This window comes from Phenylobacterium sp. J367, from assembly GCF_024699985.1.
Classification (GTDB): domain Bacteria; phylum Pseudomonadota; class Alphaproteobacteria; order Caulobacterales; family Caulobacteraceae; genus Phenylobacterium.
Genome location: NZ_JAJONA010000001.1, coordinates 2,287,554 through 2,313,667 on the forward strand (window position 1 = coordinate 2,287,554; position 26,114 = coordinate 2,313,667).

A 26,114-nucleotide genomic window follows, 5' to 3' on the forward strand; every position below is an offset into this window, starting at 1 on the left:
CCGGGGCCTCGCAGGCTTATGATTAGGGTGCGTCGTGTCGCCGCGCGTGTGACTTTGGTCACCGAACTCGAATTTATTTGGCCTAAACGCCCGTTTTGGTTGTGAAATTCGCTCTCTCGCCTGTGAAAATGCAGGCCGATGGGCAAATCGCTCAGGTTACGGTTGCGACGACCGCTTCGGTGACGCGGATCAGGTCGCCCGGCGCGAGGCGAATCTGCAGCCCGCGCTGGCCACCGTTGACGTAGGCCTCGGCGAGGGTGGCGGCGGCGGCGTCGACCACCGTGCGCGACGCCCGCTTCTGGCCGAACGGGCTGACGCCGCCCACGCGGTAGCCGGTGATGCGCTCGGCGTCGGCGGGCTTCATCATCTCCGCGGACTTGCCGCCCAGCGCCGCGGCGAGCTTCTTCATGGCGACCTCGCGGTCCGAGGCCAGCACCACGCATGCGGGCTTGCCGTCCACCTTGACCATCAGGGTCTTCAGCACCTCGGACGGCGGCGCGCCCAGCGCCTCGGCCGCCTGAAGGCCGACGCGCTCGGCGTTCGGGTCGTAGTCGTAGGTCGCGCGCCGGTAGGCGACCCCCGCCCGGTCGAGGGCGAGGGTGGCGGGGGTGGTCTTCGACATGCGGCGGTCAGGCGGCCTTCGGTCCCATCAGGGCGAAGACCGCGCCCTGGGGGTCGGTGGCCTGCAGCACCCAGTCGCCGCTCGGCACCTCCATCGGGCCCATGATCAGCGCGCCGCCGCTGGCCGAGACCTTGGCCGCGGCCTCGTCGATGCCGCCCACCCGGAAGTAGTAGGTCCAGCAGGGGACCGGCATGTTTGCGGGCTTGGTCATCATTCCGCCCGCCGGGCCGTCGGGCGTGGAGAACAGCCGGTAGGCGCCCATGGGGCCCATGTCCATGTCGCTGTCCTTCGTCCAGCCGAACAGGTCGGCGTAGAAGCTCCAGGCCTTCTCCAGGTCGCCCGCGTAGAGCTCGCGCCAGCCGACCGTGCCGACGGCGCCGGCCTCCGGGCTGGGCGGCGTCTCGTCCATGGGCGCGGGCGTCATGATGGCGATCACCGCGCCCGTGGGGTCGGCGATCACCGCGAAGCGGCCGATCCCGGGGATGTCGGTCGGCGGGACCTGGACCTCGCCGCCGAGCGTCGTGGCCTTCGCCGCCGCGGCGTCCACGTCGTCCACCGCCACATAGGACGTCCAGTTCGGCGGCACGCCCTGCGCCTTCATATCCGCGCTGAGCTCCATCATGCCGCCGACGCCGGGCGCCGGGGCCGACGATCCAGTAGGACATGCCGCTGTCGTCAGGCGCGGGCATCTCGTCCACGTCCCAGTTCAGCAGCGGCGGATAGAAGGCCTTGGCCCCCGCGACGTTGGGGGTCATCAGCTCGTACCAGATGAAGCGGCCGTGGTCGGACATCCGAGGCTCCTTCGGTGAGGGCGCCACCTTATCCCCGACCGGCGACGTTTGAACGACGGCTAGACCAGCCGCTTGCCGGCGTCGTCGATGATCGAGCCCAGGTCGCGGGCTTCCTCGGCCATGATCATCTCGTTGTGCGCCTTGCCCGACGGGATCATCGGGAAGCAGTTCTCTTCCTTGGTCACCCGGCAGTCGAAGATCACCGGCTTGTCGACGTTGATCATCTCCAGGATCGCCGCATCCAGTTCGTCCGGCCGCTCGGCGCGGAGGCCGACGCCGCCGTAGGCCTCCGCCAGCTTCACGAAGTCGGGCAGGGAGGCGGAGTAGGAGTGCGAGTAGCGCTCGCCGTGCAGCAGCTGCTGCCACTGACGGACCATGCCCATCCACTCGTTGTTCAGGATGAAGATCTTGATCGGCAGGCCGTACTGCACCGCCGTGGAGATCTCCTGCATGGTCATCTGCACGCTGGCGTCGCCGGCGATGTCGATGACCAGGCTCTTGGGGTGGGCCATCTGCACGCCGACCGCGGCCGGCAGGCCGTAGCCCATGGTGCCCAGGCCGCCGGAGGTCATCCAGCGGTTCGGCTCGTCGAAGTGGTAGTACTGGGCGGCCCACATCTGGTGCTGGCCGACCTCGGTGGTGATGTAGGTGTCGCGGTCCTTGGTCAGCTCGTAGAGCCGCTGGATCGCGTACTGCGGCTTGATCAGCTTGTCGTCCTGGCGGAAGCGGAAGCAGTCGCGGGCCCGCCAGGCGTCCACCTGCTTCCACCATTCGTCGAGCGCGGTCTTGTCGACCGTCAGGCGGCGTTGCTTCCAGGCGGCGATCAGGTCCTCCAGCACGCTGGCCGCGTCGCCGACGATGCCGATGTCGGCGCGCACGTTCTTGCCGATCGAGGAGGCGTCGATGTCGATGTGGATCTTGCGAGAGGTGGGCGCGAAGGCGTCGAGCCGGCCGGTCACCCGGTCGTCGAACCGCGCGCCGATCGCCACCATGACGTCGCAGTCGTGCATGGCGTTGTTGGCCTCGAAGGAGCCGTGCATGCCGACCATGCCCAGCCACTTCTTGTCCGACGCCGGAAAGGCGCCCAGGCCCATCAGGGTGGAGGTGACCGGCGCCCCGGTCAGCTCGGCGAACTCGCGCAGCAGGGCCGCGGCGCGGGGGCCGGCGTTGATCACGCCGCCGCCGGTGTAGAGGATCGGCCGGCGCGCGCTGGCGATCATCGCCGCGGCCTCGGCGATGCGCGAGGCGTCGCCCTTCACGCGCGGCGTGTAGTTGTGGCTGTGGCGGACCTCGGCCGGGCCCTGGTAGGCGGCCTTCCCGAACTGAACGTCCTTCGGGATGTCGATGACCACCGGGCCGGGCCGGCCGGACGTGGCGATATGGAAGGCCTCGTGCATGATCCGGGGCAGGTCGGCGACATCCTTCACCAGGTAGTTGTGCTTGGTGCAGGGCCGCGTGATCCCGATGGTGTCGCACTCCTGGAAGGCGTCGGTGCCGATCAGGTGGGTGGCGACCTGGCCGGTGATGACCACCAGCGGGATCGAGTCCATCAGGGCGTCGACGATCCCGGTAACGGCGTTGGTGGCGCCCGGCCCGGAGGTCACGAGGACGACGCCCGGCTTGCCGGTGGAGCGGGCATAACCCTCGGCGGCGTGGGTCGCGCCCTGCTCGTGGCGGACGAGGACGTGGGTCAGTTTGGGCTCGTTGAACAGCGCGTCGTAGATCGGCAGCACCGCGCCGCCGGGATAGCCGAAGAGCACCTCGACGCCCTGGTCCACGAGGGCGCGGACCACGATCTCCGCGCCGGAGATGGTGTCAGCCTGGGCTTCGATGGTCTGGTGGGCGGTCATGGCAGTCTGCCTTCGGGGCGTTTGGGCAATAAAAAGGCCCGCGGGGGGCCTGGTGACGAGCGACCGGTCGGTCCTGACGCGATGTCAGTCCGTCTACGGCCGCCCTACGAGTACAAGAATGGTGCGCACGTGCGTTCTTCCAAACTGGAGGATCAGGGCTTTCGCATGCTCCTAGGAAGCCGTCAAGACGGGGTTCTGCGCAATAAACTGCCTCCATTGCCCATCGGGGTCCGACGCCGTGAGCCGCGGCCAGTCCGCCATCTGGCCGCGCATCCAGGTGGTCTGGCGCTTGGCGTACCGGCGGGTCTCCATCTGGGCGACGGCCAGGGCCTGCGCCAGCGTGGCCTCGCCGCGCAGGTGTGCGGCGATCTCGCGCACGCCCACGGCCTTCATGGCCGGCAAGTCGGGATCGAGGTTGCGGGCGAGGAGGGCGCGCACCTCGTCCACCGCGCCCACGCGGACCATGGCCTCGAGCCGCATGTCGCATCGTGCGTAGAGGACGTCCCGCGGCGGCTCCAGGGCGACGGCGGAGAAGCCTCCCGCAGCCAGGGCCGGCTCGCCGGTCTTCTGCCAGTCGGTCAGGCTGGTCCCGGTGGCGGCATAGACCTCCCAGGCGCGGCAGAGGCGCTGGCGGTCGCCGGGCGCGATCCGCTGGGCGGCGGCTGGGTCGTGGGCGGCCAGCCGCACGCGGAAGGCGGGCTCGCCCAGGGTCTCGTAGTCGGCGGCTGACGCCTCGCGAGCCTCCGGCGGAATGGCCGGGACCTCCGCCAGTCCCTGGGTCAGCGCCCGGAAGTAGAGGCCCGTGCCGCCGACCACGACGGCCGACCGACCCCGGGACCCGATGTCGGCCAGCACGCCCGAAGCGGCGCGCAGCCAGCGGCCCACCGACCAGCCGTCTGCAGGGTCCGCCGTCCCGAACAGGTGATGCGGGGCGCGGGCCTCGTCCTCCGGAGACGGCGCCGCGGTGATCACCCGCAGGCCGGCATAGAGCTGCATGGAGTCGGCATTGACGATCTCGGCGCCCACGGTCTCGGCCAGGCGCAGCGCCAGCGCGGACTTGCCGCTTGCCGTCGGCCCGGCGATCAGCCAGATGCGGGGCTCCATGCAGATCGCCTTCACCTATGTCGTTCCGCCGGCCTCGTCGGCCCACCTGCCCAATCTGAAAGCGTTGGCGAAGGCAAGGGTCATCGACAACCGCTTCCTGGCAGACGGCAAGACCTTCGCCGAGGACTTCGTGCTCGAGGTCGATGATCCGGCCGCCTTCCGGGCGGAGCTGGCCGAGGACCTCGCCGACGTTCCCATCGACTGGTGCGTGCAGCCGGCCGAAGGGCGGAAGAAGCGCCTGCTGGTGGCCGACATGGACTCCACCATCATCAACGTCGAGTGCCTGGACGAGATCGCCGACTACGCCGGCAAGAAGGCCGAGATCGCCGAGATCACCGAGCGCGCCATGCGCGGCGAGCTGGAGTTCGAGGGCGCGCTCCGGGAGCGGGTCGGCAAGCTGAAGGGCCTCGCCACGACCGCGCTCCAACAGGCCTATGACGAGCGCGTGCGGCTCAATCCCGGCGCGCGGACCCTGGTCCGCACCATGGCCGCCAACGGCGCGCGCTGCGTGCTGGTCTCCGGAGGCTTCACCTTCTTCACGAGCCGCGTCGCCGATGCGGCCGGCTTCCACGACAACCGCGCCAACACCCTGAATGCGGCCGACGGCGCCCTGCTCGGCACGGTGGGCGAACCGATCCTCGGCCGCGAGGCCAAGCTCGCCGCCTTGAAGGAGGAGGCCGCCGCGCTCAGCATCGACCTGGCCCTGACGCTGGCGATCGGAGACGGCGCCAACGACCTCGCGATGATCAAGGCGTCCGGCCTGGGCGTCGCCTACCGCGCCAAGCCGGTGGTGGCCGCCGAGGCGCACTGCAAGGTGGACCACGCCGACCTGACCGCGGTGCTCTACTTCCAGGGCTACGCCGAGGACGAGTTCGTCACGGACTGAAGCAGCCTACCTCCCCCACGAAGTGGCGGGAGGGGGACCGCCGGCCGAGGCGAAGCCGGAGAGCCGGTGGTGGAGGGGGCAAGCCCCACGCACTGCCGGCCGTCTGCCCCCTCCACCATTCGCTCTTCCCCGGTCTTCGCCGGGGTCGGCGAACGGTCCCCCTCCCGCCGCTGCGCGGGGGAGGTAGAGTCCTGGTGTGAACTCCGCTAGCAAGCGCGCCATGAGTCTGCCGCGCACCGTAAAAGCCGTCGTCTTCGATATGGACGGCCTCTTGGTGGACACCGAGACGGTCTATTGCCAGGCGCTCACCGAGGCCTGCGTGGAAATGGGCCACGAGCTACCCAGCAGCGTGCTGCACCAGATGATCGGCCAGGTCTGGATCAACAGCGTCCCGCTGCTGATGGCCCACTTCGGCGAGGGCTTCGACCCCGAGGCCATGCGCGAGCGGGCCACCGCCATGTTCTACGAGATCGTCGAGGCGGAGGTGGCGCTGAAGGCCGGCGTGGTGGAAATCCTCGACGAGCTGGACCGCCGCAGCCTGCCCCGGGCCATCGCCACCTCGTCGCGCCGCAGGGAGGTCGAACACCACATCGGCGGCCACGGCCTGCTGGACCGCTTCAACGCGATCCTGGCCAACGGCGACTATCCGCGGCCGAAGCCCAATCCGGACCCCCTACCTGGCCGCCGCCGCCGCGCTCGGCATCCCGCCCGAGGACTGCCTGGCGCTGGAGGACAGCCACAATGGCGTGCGCGCCGCCGCCGCCGCGGGGATGATGACCATCATGGTGCCGGACATGTTGCATCCCACCGACGAGATGCACGAGCTTTGCGTCCGCATCGCCCGCGACCTGCACGAGGTCCGCGAGTTGATCGCCGCCCAGGCCTAGAGGTCGATCCAGTAGCGGCGGCCGAAGTCGCCCTCGATCCAGGGGTGGGGGATGGTGTCCAGGAGGACGCCGCCGTTCTTCTCGATCACCCGTGTCGAGGCGATGTTCTTCGTATTGACGGTGAGCATGACCCGGTCGAGCGGCAGGTTCGCCCGGCACCAGCCGAGCGCTTCCGCTAGCATCCCGGTGGCGAGGCCGCGCCCCTGCGCCGACGGGCGCACCGCATAGCCGATGTGGCCGCCCCAGGCCTCGAGCACGGCGTTCAGCCGGTGGCGGACGCCCACCGACCCGAGAAACGCATCGCCCTCGACCCTCCAGAGATGGGTCTCGGGCACCCGCTCGCCCAGCGAGCCGTCCGGCAGGACGATGGTGGTCGGCGGGTTGAGCTGCTGGCGCACGAACGCCTCGGGCTCGGCCGCGATGGCGGCGATCGCCTCCGGCGTTTCCGGCCGGAGGCTGTCGCGCTGATAGCCCTCGCGGAGCGCCTCGACGAACGAGGCCATGTAGCGAAGGTCCGGCCGGACGAGGGCCGACGGGCTCACCGGCGGCCGCCCGAGGGTCCCTGTTCGAAGTAGCGGAAGAAGGCGCTGTCCGGGGAGAGCACCATGGTCGTGTCGCCCTGGCCGAGGCTCGCCTCATAGGCCTGCATGGACCGGTAGAAGGCCGCGAAGCCGGCGTCCTTGCCGTAGGCCTGGGCGAGGATCCGCGTGCGCTGGGCGTCGCCCTCGCCTCGGGTGGTCTCGCCCTGTTCCTGGGCGGTGGCCAGCGTGATCGTCACCTCCCGGTCGGCGGCGGCCATCAGTTCGCGCTTCTGCTGTTCGCCGATGGCGCGGATGCGGGCGGCTTCCTGCTGCCGGTCGGTCTGCATGCGCCGGTAGACGGCTTCCTCGTTGATCTGCGGGAAGTCGGCGCGCTTGATCCTGACGTCGATCACCTCGATGCCGAGGCGCGAGGCCTCCGCGCGCTGGGCCACGTCGGCGCGGGTGAGCTGCATCAGCTGGCCCCGGCGGCCCGAGATGATGTCCTGCTGGCTGGCCGAGCCCAGCACCTGGCGCAGCGACGAGTTCACCAGCCGCTCGATACGGTCCTCCGCCGTCCGCTCGTCGCGGAGCGTCCGGTAGAAGTTCAGCGGATTGGAGATGCGGTAGCGGACGAAGGCGTCGACCACCAGGCGCTGCCGGTCGGCCGTGAGGATTTCCTCCTGCTGGCTTTCCAGGGCGATGTTGCGGCGGTCGAACTTGACGACGTTCTCGAGGAACGGCGCCTTCAGGTTGAGGCCTGCGCCGTTGGTGCCCGGCGCGTTGACCACGCGGACCGGGTCGCCGAAGCGGACCACGATCGCCTGCTCGCGCTGGTCGACCACGAAGAGCGTGTTGGCCAGCACGATGGCCAGCACCACGACGGCGGCTACGTAGAGGGTGAACCGGTTACGCATCATTGGGCCCTCGCGCGGGGCTGGGCCTCGACGGACGGTTCAGGCGCCGCCATGGCGCCGGGCGACGCCGCGCTCCGGGGCCGGAACACATCGGGCGGCAGGATGATCGGGGCCGACGCGCCCTGGCTGTCGACGATCACCTTGTTCGAACGGGCAAGCACGCGCTGCATGGTCTCGATGTAAAGCCGGTCGCGGGTGACCCCGGGGGCGCGGCGGTATTCGGAATAGATGGAGTTGAAGCGGGCGGCGTCGCCGAGCGCCTCGCGGACCGACTGCTCGCGATAGCCCTGAGCGGACTGGATGATGCGCGCGGCGTCCCCGCGCGCCTCATTGACGACGCGGTTGGCGTAGGTGCGGGCCTCGTTCACCGCCGAGGACTGGTCCTGTTCGGCGCTGTTCACGTCCCGGAAGGCGGCGATCGCCTGCTGGGGTGGGTTGGCGCTGCGGATCTGCACCTCGACCACGCGGACGCCGGCGCCCCACTGGTCCAGGGTGCGCTGCATCAGCTCGGCGGCCTGGATCTGCACCTGGCCGCGCTGGCGGGTCAGCACGTCGTCGAGCGGCATCCGGCCGACGACCTCGCGCATGGCGCTCTCGGCCACCGACTTCACGGACGCCTCCGGATCGCGCAGGCGGAAGACGAACTGGTCGGCGTCGGCCACGCGCCAGGTCACGCTGAAGTCCAGGTCGACGATGTTCTCGTCGCCGGTGACCATCAGGCTCTCCTGGGGCACGTCGCTCTCGCCCACGCCGCCGATGTCGACCCGCTGCAGGCTGGTCACCGGCACCTTCACCACGCGCTCGACGGGGAAGGGCAGGTGGTAGCGCAGGCCCGGGCCCTCGTTGCGGGTGTAGGCCCCGAAGGTGGTGACCACCGCCTCCTCGTTGGGCTGGACCACATAGACGCCCGAGGCGGCCCACAGCGCGAAGGCGCCGCCGGCCACGAGCGCGATCGCGCCCGGACGGATGCCGCCGCCCGGCCCGCCGCTGAAGTAGCGGCCGAACCGGCGCTGGAGCTGCTCGAACCCGGCGTTCAGGTCCGGGCCGCCGGGGCGCTGCGGCCCACGGCCGCCGCCCAGCGGGCGTTTCGGCGGATTGTCGCGACGATCGTTGTCGTCACCGGGCGAGCCCCATGGACCGGGGTTGGCGTTGTCGTTCCAGGGCATCAGGCAGGTCGCGTCTTGGTCAAGGTTGTTTTCTTGTCTTCGTCCAGGCGCGGCCGTGTCGGGCAAGCCCCCACTGGGCTTGTAAACACGCGCAGTCCGCCGGATATGAGACCCCTTCCCCGGCAAAGCAAGACATAGGGCGAGATGAGCCAAGCCGCCGGCCCGGACCGGGCCGCCATTCTCGAGGCGCTCGACGCGGTCCGCGACCCCCGGTCCGGACGCGGGCTGGCGAGCGCCGGCCTGGTGCGCGGCCTGGTGATCCGCGGCGACCGCGCCGCCTTCATGCTGGAGGTGGCGGCGGCCGATATCGGGCTCTACGGCGCTGTCCGCGACGCGGCCGAGAAGGCCTTGGCCGCCGTGCCCGGCGTGGCGACGGCCCAGGTGGTGCTGACCTCCGAGGGCCCGCCCGCGCCGGAGCTCCGGACCTCGCCGCCCCGCTCCCAGGGCCGCCGCGCCCAGGTCGCCGAGGATCCGCAGGCGAGGCTCGGCCACATGCCCGAGGCCGAACGCCCGGCGCATGTGCGGAAGGTCATCGCCGTGGCCAGCGGCAAGGGCGGCGTAGGCAAGTCCACGGTCTCGGTGAACCTGGCCGTCGCCCTGGCCCGGCTCGGCAAGCGGGTGGGCCTGCTCGACGCCGACATCTATGGCCCCTCCGCGCCCCAGATGCTGGGGATCGCCGACCAGGAGCCGACGTTCGACGCCGACAAGAAGCTGAATCCGCTGGAAGCCTTCGGCGTGCAGGTGATGTCCATCGGCTTCATCGTCGAGGACGGGACGGCGAACATCTGGCGCGGGCCGATGGCGACCTCGGCGCTGCGCACCCTGATGAGCTCCAACTGGGGCTCGGCCGCGGCCCCGCTCGACGTGCTGGTGGTCGACCTGCCGCCCGGCACCGGGGATATCCAGCTCACCCTCGTCCAGCGGCTGAAGCTCGACGGGGTGGTGATCGTCTCGACCCCTCAGGAGATCGCCCTGATCGACGCCCGCCGCGCGGCCACCATGTTCGCCAAGACCGGCGCCCCGATCCTGGGGGTGGTGGAGAACATGGCCTACTTCCCCGATCCCGCCACCGGCGCCCGCATCCCGATCTTCGGGGAGGGCGGCGGCAAGGCCGAGGCCGAGCGTCTGGGCGTACCGCTGCTGGCCGAGGTGCCCATCGAGATCGCGCTTCGCCAGGGCGGCGACGAGGGCCGGCCGCTGGTGGCCACCGACCCGGACAGCCCCGCCGCCCGCGCCTTCCTCAGGATGGCCGCGGAGCTGGCGTAGGCCCGGGGGCCGGACGCGGCGCCTCGCGCTCCTCGCCGGTCAGGCCCTCGAGGGCGCCGGCGGGATCGAAGGTCGCGTCGCGTTCCTCGAGCTGGCGCCGCACGTCGGCCGCGCGGTCCGCGGTCAGGCGGTAGCCGATCAGGCAGGCGGCCCCCAGCATCACGAAGACCACCGGTCCGACCACGAACGACAGCATCAGCGCCTGGATCGCCTCGGGCGTGTTCCGCTGCCCCAGCGTGGCGTCGTAGCCGAGCCGCGACAGCACCCCCGAAGGTCAGGAAGATCGAGACGCCGGCCGCGATCTTCGTGGTCAGGGTGGTCATGGCGTAGAGCAGGCCGCTGCGCTCCTTGCCCTGCCGAAGCCGCATCTCGTCGGCGACGTCCGCCGTCATGGCGCGGGTCAGCACGTTGAAGCCCTGGGCCATGAAGCCGGTGATGAACAGGGTGGGCAGCGAAGCCAGGAGGTTGCCCTTGGGCAGGAACGGCAGGCTGATCAGCATCAGCGAATAGACCACCGCGATCAGCATCACCGTCCGGTGCTTGCTGATCTTCGTCGCCAGCCAGGCCAGGCAGGGCGCGCCGGCGATGCCGGCCAGGATGTACACGAGCAGCAGGATATTGGCCTGGCCGGACGTGAACTGCATGTAGTCGCGGCTGTAGAGGATGTAGAGCGCCGCCATCCAGCCCGGGCCGAGCGAGACCATCAGGTCGACCAGCAGGATGCGCGACATGTTCCGGTCGGTGACGATCTCCAGGTAGTCGCGCATCCGGAATCTCTGGCCCGGAACCTCGCGGGCCAGGGTCTCGGGCGTGCGCCAGACGACGATGGCCACGGCGATCGGGGCCAGAACGATCAGGTACCAGACCATCGCCCGGACCGCCTGCGCCTCGCCGTAGCCCATCTGTTCCATGACGATCGGGATGGCGAGCACGCTGACGGCCCCCAGGACGCCGACCGCGGCCATGACCCCGAACAGGCGCGCCCGGTCGTCGTAGGACTTCGCCAGGGTCGCGGCCCAGGCCTGGTGCGAGAGCATCAGGATCGAGACGCCCAGGTACATGACCAGCAGCCAGGTGATCAAATAGCTCGAGCCCACGCCGCGGCCGGCGGTGAGCAGCATGTAGAGGCCGAGCATCAGGAAGGGGGCGCCCAGCAGCGTCCAGAGCCGGTAGCGCCCGAAGCGCGTCCGCGTCTTGTCCATGCCGAGGCCAAGCGCGACCTCGATGGGGACGTCGATCAGCCGGACGGTGCCGAACGCGGCGGCGACCACCGCCAGAGGCACCCCGATGTTGGCGGCGAAGTAGGCGGGCAGGTGGACGGCGACGGCGATGCCGAGCGCCTGCAGCGGCAGGCTGGTGGCGGCGAACGCGAGCGCGGTGATGAGCGGCAGCCGCCCGCTGGCGGGATTGGCCCTCGACATCGCAGTCCTCCCTTTCTCCCGGCCCGCCTCTGGGAGCGAGGTCCGGAACGCGCGTTTCAGGTCATGCGGCGATCACGAGGGCCGGTTCACGGGGGCCAGGTCTTCGCCGGTCAGGGATTCGAGGCTCGCGGCGGGGTCCATCAGGGTGTCCCGCTCCTCGAGCCGGCGGCGGATCTCGGCGTGGCGCTCGGCGGTCAGCTTGTAGCCGATGAAGCAGGGCGCCGGCGGCCATCACGAAGGCGATCGGCCCGACGATGTAGGCGATCTCCAGCCCCCGGATCGCTTCCGGCGTGTTCACCGAGCCGGCCTGGGCCACATAGCCCACCGCGGCGAGCACGTTGAAGGTGAGGAAGATGGCGCCGGCGGTGGCCAGCTTCGAGGTCGCCGTGATCCCGGCGTACATCAGCCCCATCCACTCGCGCCCGCTGTCGAGGCGCAGCTCGTCGGCGATGTCGGCGCAGATCGCCCGGATCATGACGGTGAAGCCGGCGGCCATGGCGCCCACGATGAACATCACCGGCGCGAAGGCGGCGAAATTTCCGGGCGGGAGGAACGGCACCACCACCAGGCCCAGCGAATAGACGCTGGTGTTGACCATCAGCGCCTGGTGCTTGCTCAGCCGGTTGGCGAGCCAGGCGGCGAGCGGCGCGCCCGCGAAGCCGGCGACCACATAGATGAGCAGCAGCAGGTTGGCCGCCGCCGTGTCGAAGCCGCGGCTGTCCTTGAAGTAGAAGAGGTAGAGCGCGGCCATCCAGCCCGGGCCGAGGGTGACGAGCAGGTCGGCGGCGAGCAGGCGGACCACGTTCGCCCGGCTGAACAGCGCCAGATAGTCCTTCAACCCGAAGCGGGTGGCGTGGTCGGGGGCGATCCGTTCGGGCGAGCGCACCACCACCAGCAGGCAGGTCAGGGCGGCGCTGCCGATGATGAACCAGATCATGGCGCGGACGCCCTCGGCGTCGCTCGCGCCGGCCTGCGTCATGGCCACCGGGATCAGCAGGACGGCGATCGCGCCGATCACGCCCAGGCCGGTGATCGCCCCGAACACCCGCGACCGCTCCCGGTAGGTGGCGGCGAGCCGGCCCGCCCAGGCGAGATGCGAGAGGTAGATGCCGGAGTAGCCCACGTACATCACCAGCAGCCACGCGCCGAGATAGAGCGCGCCCACGCCGGCGGGCGAGATCAGCAGCATGTAGAAGCCCAGCATCAGCACCGGGGCGCCGACCGCCATCCAGATGCGGTAGCGGCCGAACCTCGTGCGGGTGCGGTCCATGGCGAGGCCCATCAGGGCGTCGACCGGGATGTCGATGAAGCGGACGAGGGCGAAGACGGTGCCGACCAGAGCCAGCGACAGCCCGAGTTCGGCGGCGAAGTAGCGGGGCAGGTGGACGGTGGCCGCCAGGACCAGGGCGCCCACCGGAATCGAGGCGCTCGCGAAGGTGATGACGGTGGCGAGGGAGAGTGGGCGCGCCGGCGCGGCCTGGTTGCCCTGAACTGACAAGTTGTGCTCCTCCACCGCGCCGTGTCTTATCTGGTCGCAGGCGTCAGGTTACGCGCGATCACCTGTCATTCGGCAAGGGCTTTCAGATTACAAAACAGAAACGGGCGGCCCCGCCGGGACCGCCCGCCATCGTTTCCCGGCGAGGATCGGCTCAGCCGCCCTGCATCTTGCGGAAGAACTTCTGGGTCTGCTCGCCGCCATTGACGTAGGCCTTGGCGCCCGTCTCGTCGGTGATCTTCGCCCAGTTGTCGCGCACGCCTTCCACGGTGGCGCCGTGGCCGAGGTAGACGCCCTCGGTCTCGACGATCCGCGACAGCGCAAACGCCCCCCGCGCCCGCGGTCAGGATCGCGCCCGTCGGCGCCTCTTCCGAACACAGGAAGACCACGCCCGGGGTGACGTACTCCGGCTTCAGCTGCTCCAGCACGGCCGGCGGCATCAGGCTCTCGGTCATCCGGGTGGCGGCGACCGGGGCGATGGCGTTGACGTGGATGTTGTTCTTCTGGCCCTCGAGCTTCAGCGTGTTCATGAAGCCGATCAGGCCGAGCTTGGCCGCGCCGTAATTCGACTGGCCGAAATTGCCGTAGAGGCCGGACGACGAGGTGGTGACCACGATCCGCCCGTAGTTCTGCTCGCGCATGATCTCCCAGACGGCCTTGGCCGGCTTCACCGTGCCGAACAGGTGGACGTCGACCACCACCTGGAAGTCGCCGAACTCCATCTTGGCGAAGGTCTTGTCCCGCAGGATGCCGGCGTTGGCGATCAGGATGTCGATCCGGCCCCAGGCGTCCATGGCGTCCTTGACCATCCGGGCGACGCCGGCGTCGTCGGTCACCGACGAGCCGTTGGCGATCGCTTCGCCGCCCAGCGCCTTGATCTCTTCCACGACCTTGTTGGCCGCGTCGGAGCCGCCGCCCGAGCCGTCCATGGAGCCGCCGAGGTCGTTCACGACCACCTTGGCGCCGCGGCGCGCGAGCTCGAGGGCGTGCTGGCGGCCGAGGCCCCCGCCCGCGCCGGTGACGATGGCCACTTTGCCGTCGAAGCGGATGTCCGCCATGTGAGGTCCTTCCCTGGAACAGGTGTTCGAATTCGGCGCGCGTTGTGCGGTGCGGCGCAGGGAGCGTCAAGCTGACGCGACGGAGGTCGGGGGCGGGCCGAAAACGAGAAAGGGCGCCGTGGCGGCTCGACTCGCCACGACGCCCTGCCCTCGGAGCCTCTTGCTGGGGAGGGAGGCTCCCTAACTCGTTCAGCCCGCCGGCTGCGCCGGCACGCTGGCCTGCTTCTGGTCCATGAACTTCACGAGCACCCGCTGGCCGATCAGGAAGGGCGCGCCGTCGGCGGCCACCACCACCTCCACCACCCGGTCGTCGGTGCGCTCGTTGGGGTCGTCGGACTGCAGCTTGCGGGCCCCGAACACCGCGGCGCGGCGCAGGACGCGGCCCGGGTAGATCTTCGTGGGGTCGGCTTCCGGCGACATGCTGACCGTCTGGCCGACGTTCACGTAGGGCAGGGCGCCCTCGGCGATCTCGGCGCGGACGATGCGCCCCGATTGCGGCTCCAGGTCGAACATGTTGGAGACGTTCAGGGTGGAGGCGCCGGCGCCGGGGTTGGCGTAGCGGCGGACGATCCGGCCGTCGGCCGGGGCGCGGATGATCGACAGCTCCTGGTCGTAGCGGCTCTCGGCCAGGCGGGCGTCGGCGGTGGCGATGATCGCCTGCTGGGCGGCGATCTTGGCGTGGGCCTCGCGGACCTGGTCGCGGGCCTGGTCGAGCTTCTGGCCGGCCACGAAGTTGGTGGACGCCAGGCCCTGCAGGCGGCGCTCCTCGCGCTGGGCCGACGAGAGCTGGACCTCCAGCAGCGCCAGCGCGGCGCGGGCCTGGGCCACCTCGGCGGCGGCGCGCTGGGCCGCGAGCCGGGGCTCGTCGTCCTCCAGGCGGGCGAGGACCTGGCCGCGCGTGACCATGTCGCCCTCCTGGGCGAGCACCTCGCGGATCACGCCGGCGCGGCGGGCGGCGACCTGAATGATCCCGCCCTCCACGTCGGCCTTGCCGTTGGCGACGGCGGCGTAGGGGCTCTTCTGGTCGGCCGCGGCGGCTTCGGCCTTGGCGGCCGCGGCCTTCTTCGCCTCGGCCTGGCTGTTGAAATAGAGGCCGCCGCCGCCCGCGACGACGATCACGGCGGCGACGATCCAGACGATGCGGTTGCGCAGGAAGGCGAACATGGTCTTGCGGTCCTTAGGCTCGGACGAGCTCGGGCTGAGGATGGTGGTGGTGGGGGGTCGGCCGGGGCCGCGGCGTGGACGGTCCGCCGGTCGGAGAGGATCTGGCCGTCCTCCAGGTGGATGATGCGGTCGGCGTAGGCTTCGAGCCGCGGGTCGTGGGTCACGCAGATCACCGCCGCGCCGTACTGCTTGGCGGCGCGCTGCAGGAGCTTGATGACGATCTGGCCGTTCTCGCCGTCGAGCGCGCTGGTGGGCTCGTCGGCGAAGAGCAGGCGCGGGTCCTTGGCGAGCGCGCGGGCGATGGCGACGCGCTGCTTCTCGCCGCCGGAAAGCTCGGAGGGGCGCATGTTCATGCGCATCTCCAGCCCCACCTCGGTGAGCGCGTCCGCCGCCTTCCGCCGGGCCTCGCCGGCGGTGTAGCCCTGGTACTTCAGGATGATCTCGACCTGCTGGCGGGCGGTCAGCGCCGGGAACAGGTTGAAGCCCTGGAAGATGAAGCCGCAGTGGTCGAGGCGGAACCGGTCCCGCTTGCCGCCGGACAGGTTCCAGATGTCCTGGTTCAGCGCGGTGACCTTGCCCTCGTCGGGCTTCAGCAGGCTCGACAGGGTGGCGACCAGGGTCGACTTGCCCGAACCCGAGGGGCCCATGACCATGGTGACGTCCCCGTGCAGGGCGTCGAAGTCCACGCGCTTCAGCACCTCGATGTGGCTGCGGCCGGTCTTGAACCTCTTGTAGAGGCCGTGGGCTCGGATGGCGGTCTCGGTTCGGCTCATCTCAGCAGGTCCGCAGGCTGGCTCTTCTTGAGGATGCCCAGGGCGAGCACGCCCGAGGCGACGGCGATGGCGAGAAGCAAGAGGGCGACGCCGACCACCCAGGACATCGGGAAGCCCATCGGCACGCCGCCGTTGGCCGCCAGCAGGTAGACGCCGACCATCAGGACGGTGGTGGCCATCAGGCCGGCGACGCCGACCCAGAACGACAGCTCGATGACCACCAGGCTGAGCGAGCCCATGGAGACGCCGAGCGCGCGCAGGCTGGCGAACTCCTTGATCGACGACAGGATCGCGCCGCGCAGGGTCTGGGAGGTGATGCCGATGCCGATGAAGAAGCCCAGGATCACCGAGGCGCTCAGGAACAGGCCGATGATCTGTTCCTTCATCAGCGCGCCCTGGTTCGCCTCGGCCAGCTCCTGGCGGGTCCACGCCCGGTAGGTCCCGTTGGCCTTGGCGTTCAGCTCGTCGCGCACCTGGAGCGCGCGGTCCGGGTCCTTCAGGCGGATCATCAGCGGGCCGCTCTTGCCGTCCTTGTAGGCCATGCCGAGCAGCCGGAAGGTGTCACGCGAGACGGTGACGCTGGCGTTGTTGATGTCCGGATAGCCGTGCAGGACGGCGCGGACGAAGACCGTCTTGCCGCGCAGCGAGGCGGTGTCGCCGAGCTTCACGCCCAGGCGCTTGAGCTGGCTCTCGTCGATGGCGACGGAATAGGGCTCCAGCAGCGCCTTGCGGGTCGCTTCGTCGAAGTCGACCGGCAGGTTCACGGCGCCCGGACGGGTGTCCACCATGTTGACGTTGACGAAGGTGGTGACCGCCTTCTTGCCGTCCTTCGGATAGTTGACCCACCGGCCGCCGTCGCCGTCCCAGCTCGCCACCTCGACGACCTCGGGATGCATGTACATCTGCGGCTGCAGGCGCACCGGCAGGGTCGAGCCGCCGGAGTTGATCAGCGCGTCCATCTTCGGCGGCAGGATCATCAGGTCCGCGCGGCTGCGGTCGATGGTGGCGGTGGCCCCCTTCACGATGCCGGTGAACATGCCGACCTGGGCGAGGATCAGCAGGCCCGCGAAGGCCAGCGCGACCATGGCCGCGGTGTAGCGGCGCCATTCGTAGAGCAGCGTGGCGAGCGCCAGCGACATGATCCCCCTCCGGTCACGCGCCGCCAGGAATGCGGCCGCGTTCGACTATAGGGAGGCCGCCGGTGCGACGGGCGGATGCGCCGTCGCCGATTAAACCTTCGTAATGCGGGGGAGAGGTGGGGGCGCGGACCTCCCGCGCCCCCGGGATATCAGGCCGCCAGCGCCGTCTCGGGCAGGGCGGTGTCGAGGTCGAGCAGGGTGACGATCTCGGTCTCGAGCGTGATGACGCCGCGGACGAAGTCGGTGTCGCCCGAGCCGAGGTCGGGGGCGGCCTGGATCTGGGCGGCGTCGACGGTGATGATGTCGCAGACCGCATCGACGAGCAGGCCGACCGGGCGGCCGGCGAGTTCGGCGACGACCACCACCGAGGAGGCGTCGGGGGTGCGCGGCGGCAGGCCGAGGCGGCCGGAGAGGTCGAGCACCGGCAGCACCGTGCCGCGCAGGTTGATCATGCCCAGGACGTAGGAGGGCGCGTGCGGCAGGGGCGTGGAGGCCGTCCAGCCGCGGATCTCGCGGACCTTCATGATGTCGAGGGCGAACATCTGCTCGCCGACCCGGATGGAGATCAGCTCGCGCGCGCCGGCGGTGTCGGCGCTCATCAGAACTCCTCCCAGCTGTCGGCGTCGGCCTGGGGCGCGGGCTCGGGCCTGCGCGCCGCCGCGCCGGAGCCGGTCGACACGGTCCGCATCTGGGCGACCGGGGCGGAGGTGCGGGCCGGGGCGCGGGCCGGCGGGGCCTGGTGGGCGGTCTCGCCCACCTGGAAGCGGCCGATCAGCCGCGACAGCTCCTCGGCCTCCTGGGCGAGGCTGTGGCTGGCGGCGGTGGACTGCTCGACCATGGCGGCGTTCTGCTGGGTCACCTGGTCCATCTGGTTCACCGCGGTGTTCACCTGGTGCAGGCCGGTGGCCTGCTCCTGGGCCGAGGCGGCGATCTCGGAGACGACGGTGGTGATGTCGGCCACCTGGGCGGCGATGCGGGTCAGCGCCTCGCCGGTCTCGCCCACCAGGGTGACGCCCTGGCCGACCTGGTCGGTGGAGGCCGAGATCAGGGTCTTGATCTCCTTGGCGGCGTCGGCCGAGCGCTGGGCCAGCGCGCGCACTTCCGAGGCGACGACGGCGAAGCCCTTGCCGGCGTCGCCCGCCCGGGCCGCTTCCACCCCGGCGTTCAGCGCCAGCAGGTTGGTCTGGAAGGCGATCTCGTCGATCACCCCGATGATCTGGCCGATCTGGCCGGACGACTTCTCGATCCCGGTCATCGCCTCGACGGCCTGGCGGACCACCTCGCTCGAGCGCTCGGCGTCGGACTTGGCGGTGTTGACCACGTCGCGGGCGTGGTTGGCGCCCTCGGCGGTCTTGCGGACCGTGGCGGTGATCTGATCGAGCGCCGCGGCGGTCTCCTCCAGGCTCGCCGCCTGCTGCTCGGTGCGCTTGGAGAGGTCGTCGGCCGCCTGGCTTATCTCGTCGGTGCCCGAGCGCATGCCGCGGACGTTGCCGGAGATCACCTTCAGAGTGTCCTGCAGCTGGCCCATGGCGCCGTTGAAGTCGGTGCGGAGCTTCTCGTACTCGCCGGCGAACGGCTGCTCGATGCGGAACACCAGGTCGCCGGCCGAGAGCTTCTCCAGCCCGGTGGCGAGGTTCTGCACCACCTGGGCGAGCTGGCGGGCGGCCTCGGCCTTGGCCTCCTCCTGCCGCTTCCGCTCCTCCTCGGCCTGCCTGGCCTGCTCGGCGGTCATGCCCTCCAGGCGCAGCTTCTCGATCGCCGCGTCCTTGAAGGTCTGCACCGCTCCGGCCATCTCGCCGATCTCGTCCTTGCGGCCCACGCCGGGCACGTCCACCGTGTTGTCGCCGTCCGCCAGTTTGCGCATCGTGCCGGTCATCTGGACGACCGGCTTGGCGACCAGTTGCGACAGCAACCACGCCATGGCCGCCGCCGCGGCGATCGCGACGAGGGCGCTGACGATCAGGAAGGTGTTCGCCTGGGCGATGGCCTCCTTCTGGATGGTCATCCGCTCGCTCTGGATTTCGTTCTGGGCGGTCTCCAGCTCACCGAGCGTGGCGCGCAGGTCGCCCAGGGTCTTCTTGCCCATGATGGCCAGGGCCTCCTCGCGGGTGGCCGGATTCCGGGCCAGCTCCAGCGGCCGCTCCGCATAGTCGGCGCGCCAGACGGTGAAGGCCTGCTGGAGGCGCTGCACGCGCGCCTTCTGCTCCGGGCTCGAGGTCTTGGCCTCGAAGTTGTTCATGGCCTGGTCGACGGCCGTCTGATGCTCCTTGTAGGTCTCGTAGAAGCTCTGGTCGCCGCCGGAGATGATGTAGCCGCGGATGGCGTTCTGCTGCTCGACCAGGCCTTGCAGCATGGTCTGCACGTCCATCGAAAGGTCGTAGGTGCGGTCGTTCTTCTCCGCCGCCGAGCGGATGGTCATCAGCTTGGCGAAGACCAGGGCGTCACCAATGGTCGAGACGACGATGATGGCGGCGAAGGCTACCATCAGCTTCTTCGAAATCTTCAGGTTGTTCAGCATCGGCCGCGCTCTCGTGCAAGAATGTTCAGTTCATGCAGAAGTGGATTTGCGACCTTGCCAACTTGTTACCACTAATTATCAAATATCCTCATGTTGATCATGGTGACGATTAGGCGACTAAGCAAATAAATATCCTAGGATAAGTTCTGCAGTAACTTTGGGCGCATTTTGGCGCTTCCCGCGCGTGATTTATGAGATGCAGTCGCAGGGAGAGGAGCCTGCTGGCCCGGCCGCCTGCGACGTTCCGCCGCCTCCGGACGAATCCGAAAAGCCTCCGGGGCGGGCCGGGCCCGCCCCCGAACTCGAATCAAGCGGCCTCGGGAAGGGGGTTCCGGCAGGGCGCCGTCCAGCTTCAGCACCGTGACGATTCCATCCGTATCGGGAATGACGCCGCTGACGAAGCCGGCATAGTTGGAGCCCAGCTCCGGCGGCGGCTGGAGGTCCCCGTCCTGGACGCTGACGATGTCGCAGACGGCGTCCACGAGCAGGCCGACGGGGCGGCCGCCGATGTCGGCCACAACCACCACGGACGAGGCGTCCGGGGCGATCCGCGCGAGGCCGAGGAGGCCGGCGAGGTCGACCACGGGCAGGACGACGCCGCGCAGGTTGATCATGCCCAGGACATAGGCGGGTGCGTGCGGCAGCGGGGTCGAGGCCGTCCAGCCGCGGATCTCCCGCACGGTCATGATGTCGAGGGCGAAGAGCTGGTCGCCGATCCGGACGGAGATCAGCTCGGCGCGGGCGCCCCCGCGGCCGTGTTGGCGTCCATCAGAACTCCTCCCAGCTGTCGGCCTGACCGGCCGGGGCCAGCTTCAGGGCCGCGCCGCCGGCCGCCGCGCGGCGGAGCTCGGCGTGCCGCGAGGGGGCCGGGGCGGCGGGCGCCGCCTTCGGCCGGACGGTCTGCGGCGCGCCGACGCCGGCCACCTTGAACCGGGCGATCAGCTCGCCGAGCTGATGGGTCTCCTGCGCCAGGGCGTGGCCCGCGGCGGTGGACTGCTCGACCATGGCGGCGTTCTGCTGGGTCACCTGGTCCATCTGGTTCACCGCGGTGTTCACCTCGGCCAGGCCGGTAGCCTGCTCGGCGGCGGACGCGGCGATGTCGGTGACCACGCTGGTGATGTCCGACACCTGGCCGACGATCCGCTCCAGGGCCTCGCCCGTGCGGCCCACAAGCGCGACGCCTTCGCCGACCTGCTGCGTCGAGGTGCTGATCAGCGTCTTGATCTCCTTGGCCGCGTCGGCCGAGCGCTGGGCCAGAGCGCGGACTTCCGAGGCGACGACCGCGAAGCCGCGACCCGCGTCCCCGGCCCGGGCGGCTTCCACGCCCGCATTCAGCGCCAGGAGGTTGGTCTGGAAGGCGATCTCGTCGATCACCCCGATGATCTGGCTGATCTGCTGGGCGGACTTCTCGATGTTCGTCATCGCCGCGACGGCGTCACGGACGACCTCGCCGGACCGCTCCGCGTCGGTGCGGGCCGTGTTGACCACCTCGCGGGCGTGGTTGGCGCCCTCGGCGGTCTTGCGGACCGTGGCGGTGATCTCGTCGAGCGCCGCGGCGGTCTCCTCCAGCGAGGCCGCCTGCTGCTCGGTGCGCTTGGACAGGTCGTCGGCCGCCTGGCTGATCTCGCCCGTCGCCGCGCCGATGCTGCCCGACGCCTCGACGATCCCGCGCATGGTCTCGGCCAGCCGCTCGACGGCGGCGTTGAAGTCGGTCTGGATGCGCGCGTACTCCTGCGGGAAGTCGCCGTCGATGCGGGCGGTCAGATCGCCCTCGGAGATCCCCGACAGCCCGCTGGCCAGCCGGTTCATCGCCAGCTCCTGCCGCTCGGCGGCCTCGCGACGGCTCGCCTCGTTGCGGGCGCGCTCCACCTCGATCGCGGTGACGTCGCTGGCGAACTTGATGACCTTGTACGGCTTGCCGTCGCGATCGAGCATCGGATTGTAGGTGGCCTGGATCCAGACCTCCCGGCCGTCCTTGCCGAAACGCAGGTACTTGTCGGCGAAGAACTCGCCCCGGCTCAGCCGGGCCCAGAACTCACGGTACTCCGGGCCGGCGGCATAGGCTTTGTCCACGAACAGGCTGTGGTGGCGCCCGACCACTTCCTCGGCCGTGTAGCCCAGGGTGGCGAGGAAGTTCTCGTTGGCGTCGATGATCGTGCCATCCAGCTCGAATTCGATGACGGCCTGCGATCGCTGGATCGCCGCCACCTTGGATTCCAGTTCGGCGATCTGGTCATGAGACGCCGCGCGGCTCCCTCGGTTCAGCTTGAACATCTTGATCCCACTCATCTGGCTTCGCGCAGCTCTTTTCGGCCGCGATGGCGCCGTTATGGGGGAACAGCCTTAAAGAAGAACTTATCGAACTCGATATAATTGCATCCGAAATGCATGGTTGCGATTAACTACATCTTCACGTGCCGAGGTTGCACTCGGACGAGTAAGTGTTCGGGGATCTGCAGCATGCCTGAGTTGCAGGCTTCCAAAGCCGCCACGAGGCCCAGCCGGGAGGCCTACGCCGATCTGCAGCTGGACCGGCAGCTCTGCCTGGCGCTGCAGATCTCCGACAGCCAGGTGACCCGCATCTACCGCGAGCTGCTCAAGCCGCTGGGGCTCACCCATCCGCAGTACCTGATCCTGCTCGTCATGTGGGAGCATCGGCGCTGCACCATGGGCGACCTGCGCCGCGCTCTGGCCATGGACACCGGCGCGATCACGCCGCTGGTCAAGCGGATGGAGGCGGACGGCCTGCTGGCCCGCACCCGCGACAGCAAGGACGAACGGCGGGTCTGGGTGGATCTCACCGAGCGCGGCTGGGCGCTTCGCGACGACGTGGCCCACGTGCGGCAGGAAGTCGGCCGGCGCCTGCCCCTGTCGCCGGACGAGATCTCCGAGCTGCGCCGTGTGCTCCAGCGCCTGAACGCGCGGCTGCTGGCCGCCGTCTGAGGCCGCCTGCGGCGCTGCGCTTGCGCTGATCGCCGTCTGGCGCCCTTTATCGCGTTTGGGCCGCTGACTCGGAGCGGCGCGGGGGCTGCATAGAGACATGTTCGGACCGGAAAACGCCCAGAGCCTGGCGGGCATCGCCGTGGTCCTTCTCGCCTGCTGGGCGCTGTCCGAGGACCGCAAGCGATTCCCCTGGAAGCTGGCGATCGGCGCGATTGTGCTGCAGGGCCTGCTGGTCCTGGCGCTGTTCGGCCTGCCGTGGCTCCGGGCCGCGCTGCAGGGGGTGGGCACGGTGGTCGACGGCCTCGCCAACTCCACCCAGGCCGGCGTCGCCTTCGTGTTCGGCTTCCTGGCCGGCACGCCCAGCCAGCCCTACGAACTGGTCAATCCGTCGAACCTGTTCGTCTTCGCCTTCCGCGTGCTGCCGGTGATCCTGGTCGTCTGCGCGCTCGCCGCCCTGCTCTGGCACTGGCGGATCCTGAAATGGGTGACCCAGGGCTTCGGCTTCCTGTTCGAGCGGACCATGGGCCTGCGCGGCGCGCCGGCGCTCGCCACCGCCACCACCATCTTCATGGGCCAGGTCGAGGGCCCTATCTTCATCCGCAGCTACCTGCCCAGCCTGTCGCGCTCGGAACTGTTCATGCTGATCGCCGTCGGCATGGCCTGCGTCTCGGGCTCCACCATGGTGGCCTATGCGACCATCCTGCGCGACGTGCTGCCGAACGCGGCGGCCCACGTGCTCACCGCCTCCATCGTCTCGGCCCCCGCGGGCGTCCTGCTCGCCCGGATCATCGTGCCGCGCAATCCGGCCGCCGAGCAGCCGCAGGACCTCGATCCGGCCCAGGCCAAGCGCTACGAGAGCTCCATCGACGCCCTGATCAAGGGCACCGGCGACGGCCTGCAGATCGTCCTGAACGTGGCCGCCACCCTGATCGTCTTCGTGGCCCTGGTGGCCATGGTCAACGGCATGATGGGCCTGTTCCCCGACGTCTTCGGCGCCCCCTGTCGGTGGAGCGCATCCTGGGCGTGCTGTTCGCCCCGCTCGCCTGGGCGATCGGCGTGCCGTGGGAGGACGCGCTGAAGGCCGGCTCCCTGCTGGGCGTGAAGCTGGTGCTCACCGAGTTCACCGCCTTCATCAACCTGGGCTCGATCCAGGTGGGCGACGTCTCGGAGCGGACGCGCATCCTGATGACCTATGCGCTCTGCGGTTTCGCCAATGTGGCCTCGGTGGGCATCAACCTCGCCGGCTACTCCGTGCTGGTGCCCGAGCGGCGCAACGAGATCGTCGGCATGGTCTGGAAGGCGATGTTCGCGGGCTTCCTGGCCACCTGCCTCACCGCCTCGGTGGTCGGCCTGCTGCCCCGCGCGCTGTTCGGCTGATCCCGCTGGCTTGACCGGTGACCGGTCGTGCTCTTTTCTGACGGGAAAGGGAGGACCTCGCCATGAAGCTCTACGACACGCCGCTCGCCCCGAACCCCCGCCGGGTGCGCTGGTTCATGGCGGAGAAGGGCATCACCGACGTCGAGATCGTTACCCTCAACCTGATGGAGGGGACGCACAAACAGCCGGGCTACCTCGAGAAGGCCGGCCTGCCGAACGTGCCGATGCTCGAGATGGACGACGGGACCTGCGTCACCGAGAGCGTCGCCATCTGCCGCTACCTGGAGAGCCGTTACCCGGAGCCGAACCTGTTCGGCCGGACGCCGGAGGAGACCGCGGTCATCGAGATGTGGATGCGCCGGGCCGAGATGCTGGTCGCCACGCCCTTCATGCTGGGGGTCCGCCATTCCCACCCGGCCATGGCGGCGCTGGAGGCCCAGAACGCCACGGTGGGCGAGTACAACAAGGAGGCCGGCCTGCGCGCGCTGAAGGTGCTCGACCGGCGCCTGGCCGAGGCCGAGTGGCTGGCGGCCGGCCGGCTGACCATCGCCGACATTGTCGCCTTCGTCGGCATCGACTTCGGCCGGATGATCAAGCTGAGGCCGCCGGAGGAGCTGACCCACCTCAACCGCTGGGCCGACGCCATGCGCGCCCGGCCCGCCGCAGCCGCCGGGATGCCGCAGAAGGCCGCCTAGCCGAAGAGCTTCTTCGCCGTCTCGGCCACCAGCCGGCCCTGGAAGCGGGCGCCGTCCAGCTCGTTGTCGCTCGGCATGCGCTGGCCCTGGCCGCCGGTGATGGTCGAGGCGCCGTACGGGCTGCCGCCGGTGATCTCGTCGAGGGTCATCTGCCCCTGCCACGAGTAGGGCAGGCCGACGATCACCAGGCCCAGATGCAGCAGGTTGGTGATGATCGAGAACTGGGTGGTCTCCTGGCCGCCGTGCTGGGTGGCGGTGGAGGTGAAGGCCGCCCCGACCTTGCCGTTCAGCGCGCCCTTGGCCCAGAGCCCGCCGGTCTGGTCGAGGAAGGCCGCCATCTGGGCCGGCATCCGGCCGTAGCGGGTGCCGCAGCCGACGACGATGGCGTCATAGCCCGGCAGGTCATCGACCGCCGCGATGGGCGCCTCCTGATCGAGCTTGTAGCCGGACTTGCGGGCCAGTTCCTCGGGCACGGTCTCGGCCACGCGCTTGATGTCCACGGTGGTCCCGTCGACGCCGCGGGCGCCCTCCGCCATGGCCTGCGCCATGGCCTCCACGTGGCCATAGGTGGAGTGGTAGAGAACGAGGACCTTCGCCATGAGCATCTCCCGGGATCTCTGCAGTTTCAATCCGCCGCGCCGCCGTACGGTTTCGCGCTGCGGTCGAACTGGACCTCTTCTAGCCGGGATCGCCGTCCTTCAACCTGTCGATGTAGGCCCAGGTCTCGGCGCCGTCGAAATGGCGGATCCGCAGCGCGCTCCAGTCGAGGCCGTCTATCATCCGGGCATTGACGCCCATCTTGCGGAGCTTGCCGTCCAGGCTCTGCCAGTGGGTCAGGCAGCCGCAGCCCTTGCAGCGGTGGAAGGCCAGCATCCGGTCGCCCCAGACGTAGGGCTGGGTCACGCCCGGCGGCGGCAGGGCCACGTCGCGCGGATCGTAGTAGGCCCAGCGCGCACCGGTGCGCCGGCAGATCGAGCAGTTGCAGATCGTCACCTCGACCGGCGCCGGCGCCGACAGCCGGACGATCCCGCAGTGGCAGACGGCCTCGGTCATGGGGTCGCGCCTTCTCGCAGGCTGGCCCAGCGGGCGCGGGGGATGGACAGGAAGTGGTGGACGTCGTCCGACGGCCTGAGCGTCTCGAAGCCCTCGCGGGCATAGACCGCCTGGGCGCGCGTGTTGCCGAGCGCCACGTCGAGCTCCAGGGCGTCAGCCGCGGTCCGCTCGAACACCCAGTCCATGACCTGCCGCAGCAGCCGCGTGCCCGCGCCGCCGCCGGGCGCCTCCACGGCGATCCGGCGCAGGAGGACCATCGGGCGGTCGAGGTTCTGCAGGATGGCGAAGCCGGTCAGCCGGGCGCCGTCGCGCTGGCCGAAGTAGCGCGTGGTCCGAAGCGCGAACTGGCGGGCGTGCTCGTCCGCCTCGAAGCGGGCTATGAAGGCATCGTAGCCCGGCAGCCGCTCCAGCCGCATGACCTCGGCGATGTCGTCGGGCGTCAGGGGGCGAAAGGGGCTGCATCCACGACAG

Annotated in this window: 22 protein-coding genes and 5 pseudogenes; 7 read left to right on the forward strand and 20 right to left on the reverse strand. The window is 70.0% G+C overall.

Translation table 11 applies throughout. From position 1 onward, the window contains the following. Window positions 1–151: 151 nt before the first annotated feature. From ybaK to miaA, 4 genes are all read right to left on the reverse strand, one after another. Window positions 152–622, reverse strand: a complete 471-nt coding sequence (gene ybaK, locus LRS04_RS12300) for a Cys-tRNA(Pro) deacylase (protein ID WP_257816619.1) — start codon at window positions 620–622, stop codon at window positions 152–154. Between the two features lie 7 nt (window positions 623–629). Then, window positions 630–1,241 carry a VOC family protein gene (locus LRS04_RS12305; RefSeq protein ID WP_257816620.1) on the reverse strand — a complete coding sequence of 204 codons (612 nt, stop codon included), beginning with the start codon at window positions 1,239–1,241 and terminating at the stop codon, window positions 630–632. A 231-nt stretch (window positions 1,242–1,472) separates the two neighbouring features. Beyond that, a complete protein-coding gene (locus LRS04_RS12310) occupies window positions 1,473–3,263 on the reverse strand; it encodes an acetolactate synthase 3 large subunit (RefSeq protein WP_257816621.1) in 1,791 nt (596 codons plus the stop codon). 171 nt (window positions 3,264–3,434) lie between these two features. Next, window positions 3,435–4,367, reverse strand: a complete 933-nt coding sequence (miaA, locus tag LRS04_RS12315; protein WP_257816622.1) for a tRNA (adenosine(37)-N6)-dimethylallyltransferase MiaA — start codon at window positions 4,365–4,367, stop codon at window positions 3,435–3,437. Here miaA and serB point away from each other — a divergent pair. The 3 genes and pseudogenes from serB (at window position 4,366) to LRS04_RS26865 (ending at window position 6,140) form a co-directional block, all read left to right on the forward strand. Continuing rightward, window positions 4,366–5,253 (forward strand): phosphoserine phosphatase SerB, encoded by an 888-nt coding sequence (serB, locus tag LRS04_RS12320; RefSeq protein WP_257816623.1) that lies wholly within the window; start codon window positions 4,366–4,368, stop codon window positions 5,251–5,253. The genes miaA and serB overlap by 2 nt on opposite strands. A 259-nt stretch (window positions 5,254–5,512) precedes the next feature. Beyond that, window positions 5,513–5,857 (forward strand): annotated as a pseudogene (locus tag LRS04_RS26860) (HAD family hydrolase); the annotation flags it as partial. Window positions 5,858–5,999: 142 nt separating this feature from the next. Beyond that, the gene (locus LRS04_RS26865) at window positions 6,000–6,140 is read left to right on the forward strand and encodes a hypothetical protein (protein WP_308238445.1); all 141 of its coding nucleotides are present in this window, start codon (window positions 6,000–6,002) and stop codon (window positions 6,138–6,140) included. Here LRS04_RS26865 and LRS04_RS12330 read toward each other — a convergent pair. The 3 genes from LRS04_RS12330 to hflK are packed head-to-tail and all read right to left on the reverse strand — an operon-like array spanning window position 6,137 to window position 8,741. Further along, window positions 6,137–6,682, reverse strand: a complete 546-nt coding sequence (locus LRS04_RS12330; protein WP_257816624.1) for a GNAT family N-acetyltransferase — start codon at window positions 6,680–6,682, stop codon at window positions 6,137–6,139. The genes LRS04_RS26865 and LRS04_RS12330 overlap by 4 nt on opposite strands. Next, window positions 6,679–7,575, reverse strand: a complete 897-nt coding sequence (gene hflC, locus LRS04_RS12335; RefSeq protein ID WP_257816625.1) for a protease modulator HflC — start codon at window positions 7,573–7,575, stop codon at window positions 6,679–6,681. Before hflC ends, LRS04_RS12330 begins: the two co-directional genes overlap by 4 nt. Next, window positions 7,575–8,741: an FtsH protease activity modulator HflK gene (gene hflK / locus LRS04_RS12340; RefSeq protein ID WP_257816626.1), complete on the reverse strand. Its 1,167-nt coding sequence runs from the start codon at window positions 8,739–8,741 to the stop codon at window positions 7,575–7,577. The genes hflC and hflK overlap by 1 nt, the downstream gene beginning before the upstream one ends. A gap of 144 nt (window positions 8,742–8,885) precedes the next feature. Here hflK and LRS04_RS12345 point away from each other — a divergent pair, with 144 nt between their 5' ends. Then, window positions 8,886–10,007, forward strand: coding sequence for a P-loop NTPase (locus tag LRS04_RS12345; RefSeq protein ID WP_257816627.1), 1,122 nt, complete (start codon window positions 8,886–8,888; stop codon window positions 10,005–10,007). 251 nt (window positions 10,008–10,258) lie between these two features. Here the strand turns inward: LRS04_RS12345 and LRS04_RS12350 are convergent. The 10 genes and pseudogenes from LRS04_RS12350 to LRS04_RS12395 form a co-directional block, all read right to left on the reverse strand. After that, window positions 10,259–11,428: pseudogene (locus LRS04_RS12350) on the reverse strand (MFS transporter); the annotation flags it as partial. A gap of 61 nt (window positions 11,429–11,489) precedes the next feature. Further along, complete coding sequence (locus tag LRS04_RS12355; RefSeq protein ID WP_257816628.1) at window positions 11,490–12,926, reverse strand: MFS transporter; 1,437 nt, start codon at window positions 12,924–12,926, stop codon at window positions 11,490–11,492. Between the two features lie 151 nt (window positions 12,927–13,077). After that, window positions 13,078–13,981: pseudogene (locus LRS04_RS12360) on the reverse strand (SDR family NAD(P)-dependent oxidoreductase). 189 nt (window positions 13,982–14,170) lie between these two features. Further along, the gene (locus LRS04_RS12365; protein WP_257816629.1) at window positions 14,171–15,145 is read right to left on the reverse strand and encodes an efflux RND transporter periplasmic adaptor subunit; all 975 of its coding nucleotides are present in this window, start codon (window positions 15,143–15,145) and stop codon (window positions 14,171–14,173) included. A 59-nt stretch (window positions 15,146–15,204) separates the two neighbouring features. Next, window positions 15,205–15,918: pseudogene (locus LRS04_RS12370) on the reverse strand (ABC transporter ATP-binding protein); the annotation flags it as partial. Next, the gene (locus LRS04_RS12375; RefSeq protein ID WP_257816630.1) at window positions 15,915–17,057 is read right to left on the reverse strand and encodes an ABC transporter permease; all 1,143 of its coding nucleotides are present in this window, start codon (window positions 17,055–17,057) and stop codon (window positions 15,915–15,917) included. The pseudogene LRS04_RS12370 and the gene LRS04_RS12375, both read right to left, overlap by 4 nt. Window positions 17,058–17,206: 149 nt before the next feature. Beyond that, the gene (locus tag LRS04_RS12380; RefSeq protein WP_257816631.1) at window positions 17,207–17,656 is read right to left on the reverse strand and encodes a chemotaxis protein CheW; all 450 of its coding nucleotides are present in this window, start codon (window positions 17,654–17,656) and stop codon (window positions 17,207–17,209) included. Continuing rightward, a complete protein-coding gene (locus tag LRS04_RS12385; RefSeq protein WP_257816632.1) occupies window positions 17,656–19,575 on the reverse strand; it encodes a methyl-accepting chemotaxis protein in 1,920 nt (639 codons plus the stop codon). Before LRS04_RS12385 ends, LRS04_RS12380 begins: the two co-directional genes overlap by 1 nt. A gap of 134 nt (window positions 19,576–19,709) precedes the next feature. After that, window positions 19,710–20,306 carry a chemotaxis protein CheW gene (locus tag LRS04_RS12390; protein ID WP_308238332.1) on the reverse strand — a complete coding sequence of 199 codons (597 nt, stop codon included), beginning with the start codon at window positions 20,304–20,306 and terminating at the stop codon, window positions 19,710–19,712. 37 nt (window positions 20,307–20,343) lie between these two features. Further along, window positions 20,344–21,864 (reverse strand): PAS domain-containing methyl-accepting chemotaxis protein, encoded by a 1,521-nt coding sequence (locus LRS04_RS12395; RefSeq protein ID WP_257816633.1) that lies wholly within the window; start codon window positions 21,862–21,864, stop codon window positions 20,344–20,346. A 171-nt stretch (window positions 21,865–22,035) separates the two neighbouring features. Here LRS04_RS12395 and LRS04_RS12400 point away from each other — a divergent pair, with 171 nt between their 5' ends. The 3 genes and pseudogenes from LRS04_RS12400 to LRS04_RS12410 all read left to right on the forward strand — a co-directional run bounded on the left by LRS04_RS12400 (window position 22,036) and on the right by LRS04_RS12410 (window position 24,590). Beyond that, entirely contained in the window at window positions 22,036–22,518 is a 483-nt protein-coding gene (locus LRS04_RS12400; protein ID WP_257816634.1) for a MarR family winged helix-turn-helix transcriptional regulator, read from the forward strand. A 97-nt stretch (window positions 22,519–22,615) separates the two neighbouring features. Beyond that, window positions 22,616–23,895 (forward strand): annotated as a pseudogene (locus LRS04_RS12405) (NupC/NupG family nucleoside CNT transporter). Between the two features lie 62 nt (window positions 23,896–23,957). Continuing rightward, window positions 23,958–24,590 carry a glutathione S-transferase family protein gene (locus tag LRS04_RS12410; RefSeq protein WP_257816635.1) on the forward strand — a complete coding sequence of 211 codons (633 nt, stop codon included), beginning with the start codon at window positions 23,958–23,960 and terminating at the stop codon, window positions 24,588–24,590. Here the strand turns inward: LRS04_RS12410 and wrbA are convergent. The 3 genes from wrbA to LRS04_RS12425 all read right to left on the reverse strand — a co-directional run bounded on the left by wrbA (window position 24,587) and on the right by LRS04_RS12425 (window position 26,086). After that, window positions 24,587–25,189 (reverse strand): NAD(P)H:quinone oxidoreductase, encoded by a 603-nt coding sequence (wrbA, locus tag LRS04_RS12415; RefSeq protein ID WP_257816636.1) that lies wholly within the window; start codon window positions 25,187–25,189, stop codon window positions 24,587–24,589. The genes LRS04_RS12410 and wrbA overlap by 4 nt on opposite strands. Window positions 25,190–25,268: 79 nt before the next feature. Next, window positions 25,269–25,643: a GFA family protein gene (locus LRS04_RS12420; protein ID WP_257816637.1), complete on the reverse strand. Its 375-nt coding sequence runs from the start codon at window positions 25,641–25,643 to the stop codon at window positions 25,269–25,271. Next, window positions 25,640–26,086, reverse strand: coding sequence for a GNAT family N-acetyltransferase (locus LRS04_RS12425; RefSeq protein WP_374577182.1), 447 nt, complete (start codon window positions 26,084–26,086; stop codon window positions 25,640–25,642). Before LRS04_RS12425 ends, LRS04_RS12420 begins: the two co-directional genes overlap by 4 nt. Window positions 26,087–26,114 lie beyond the last annotated feature (28 nt).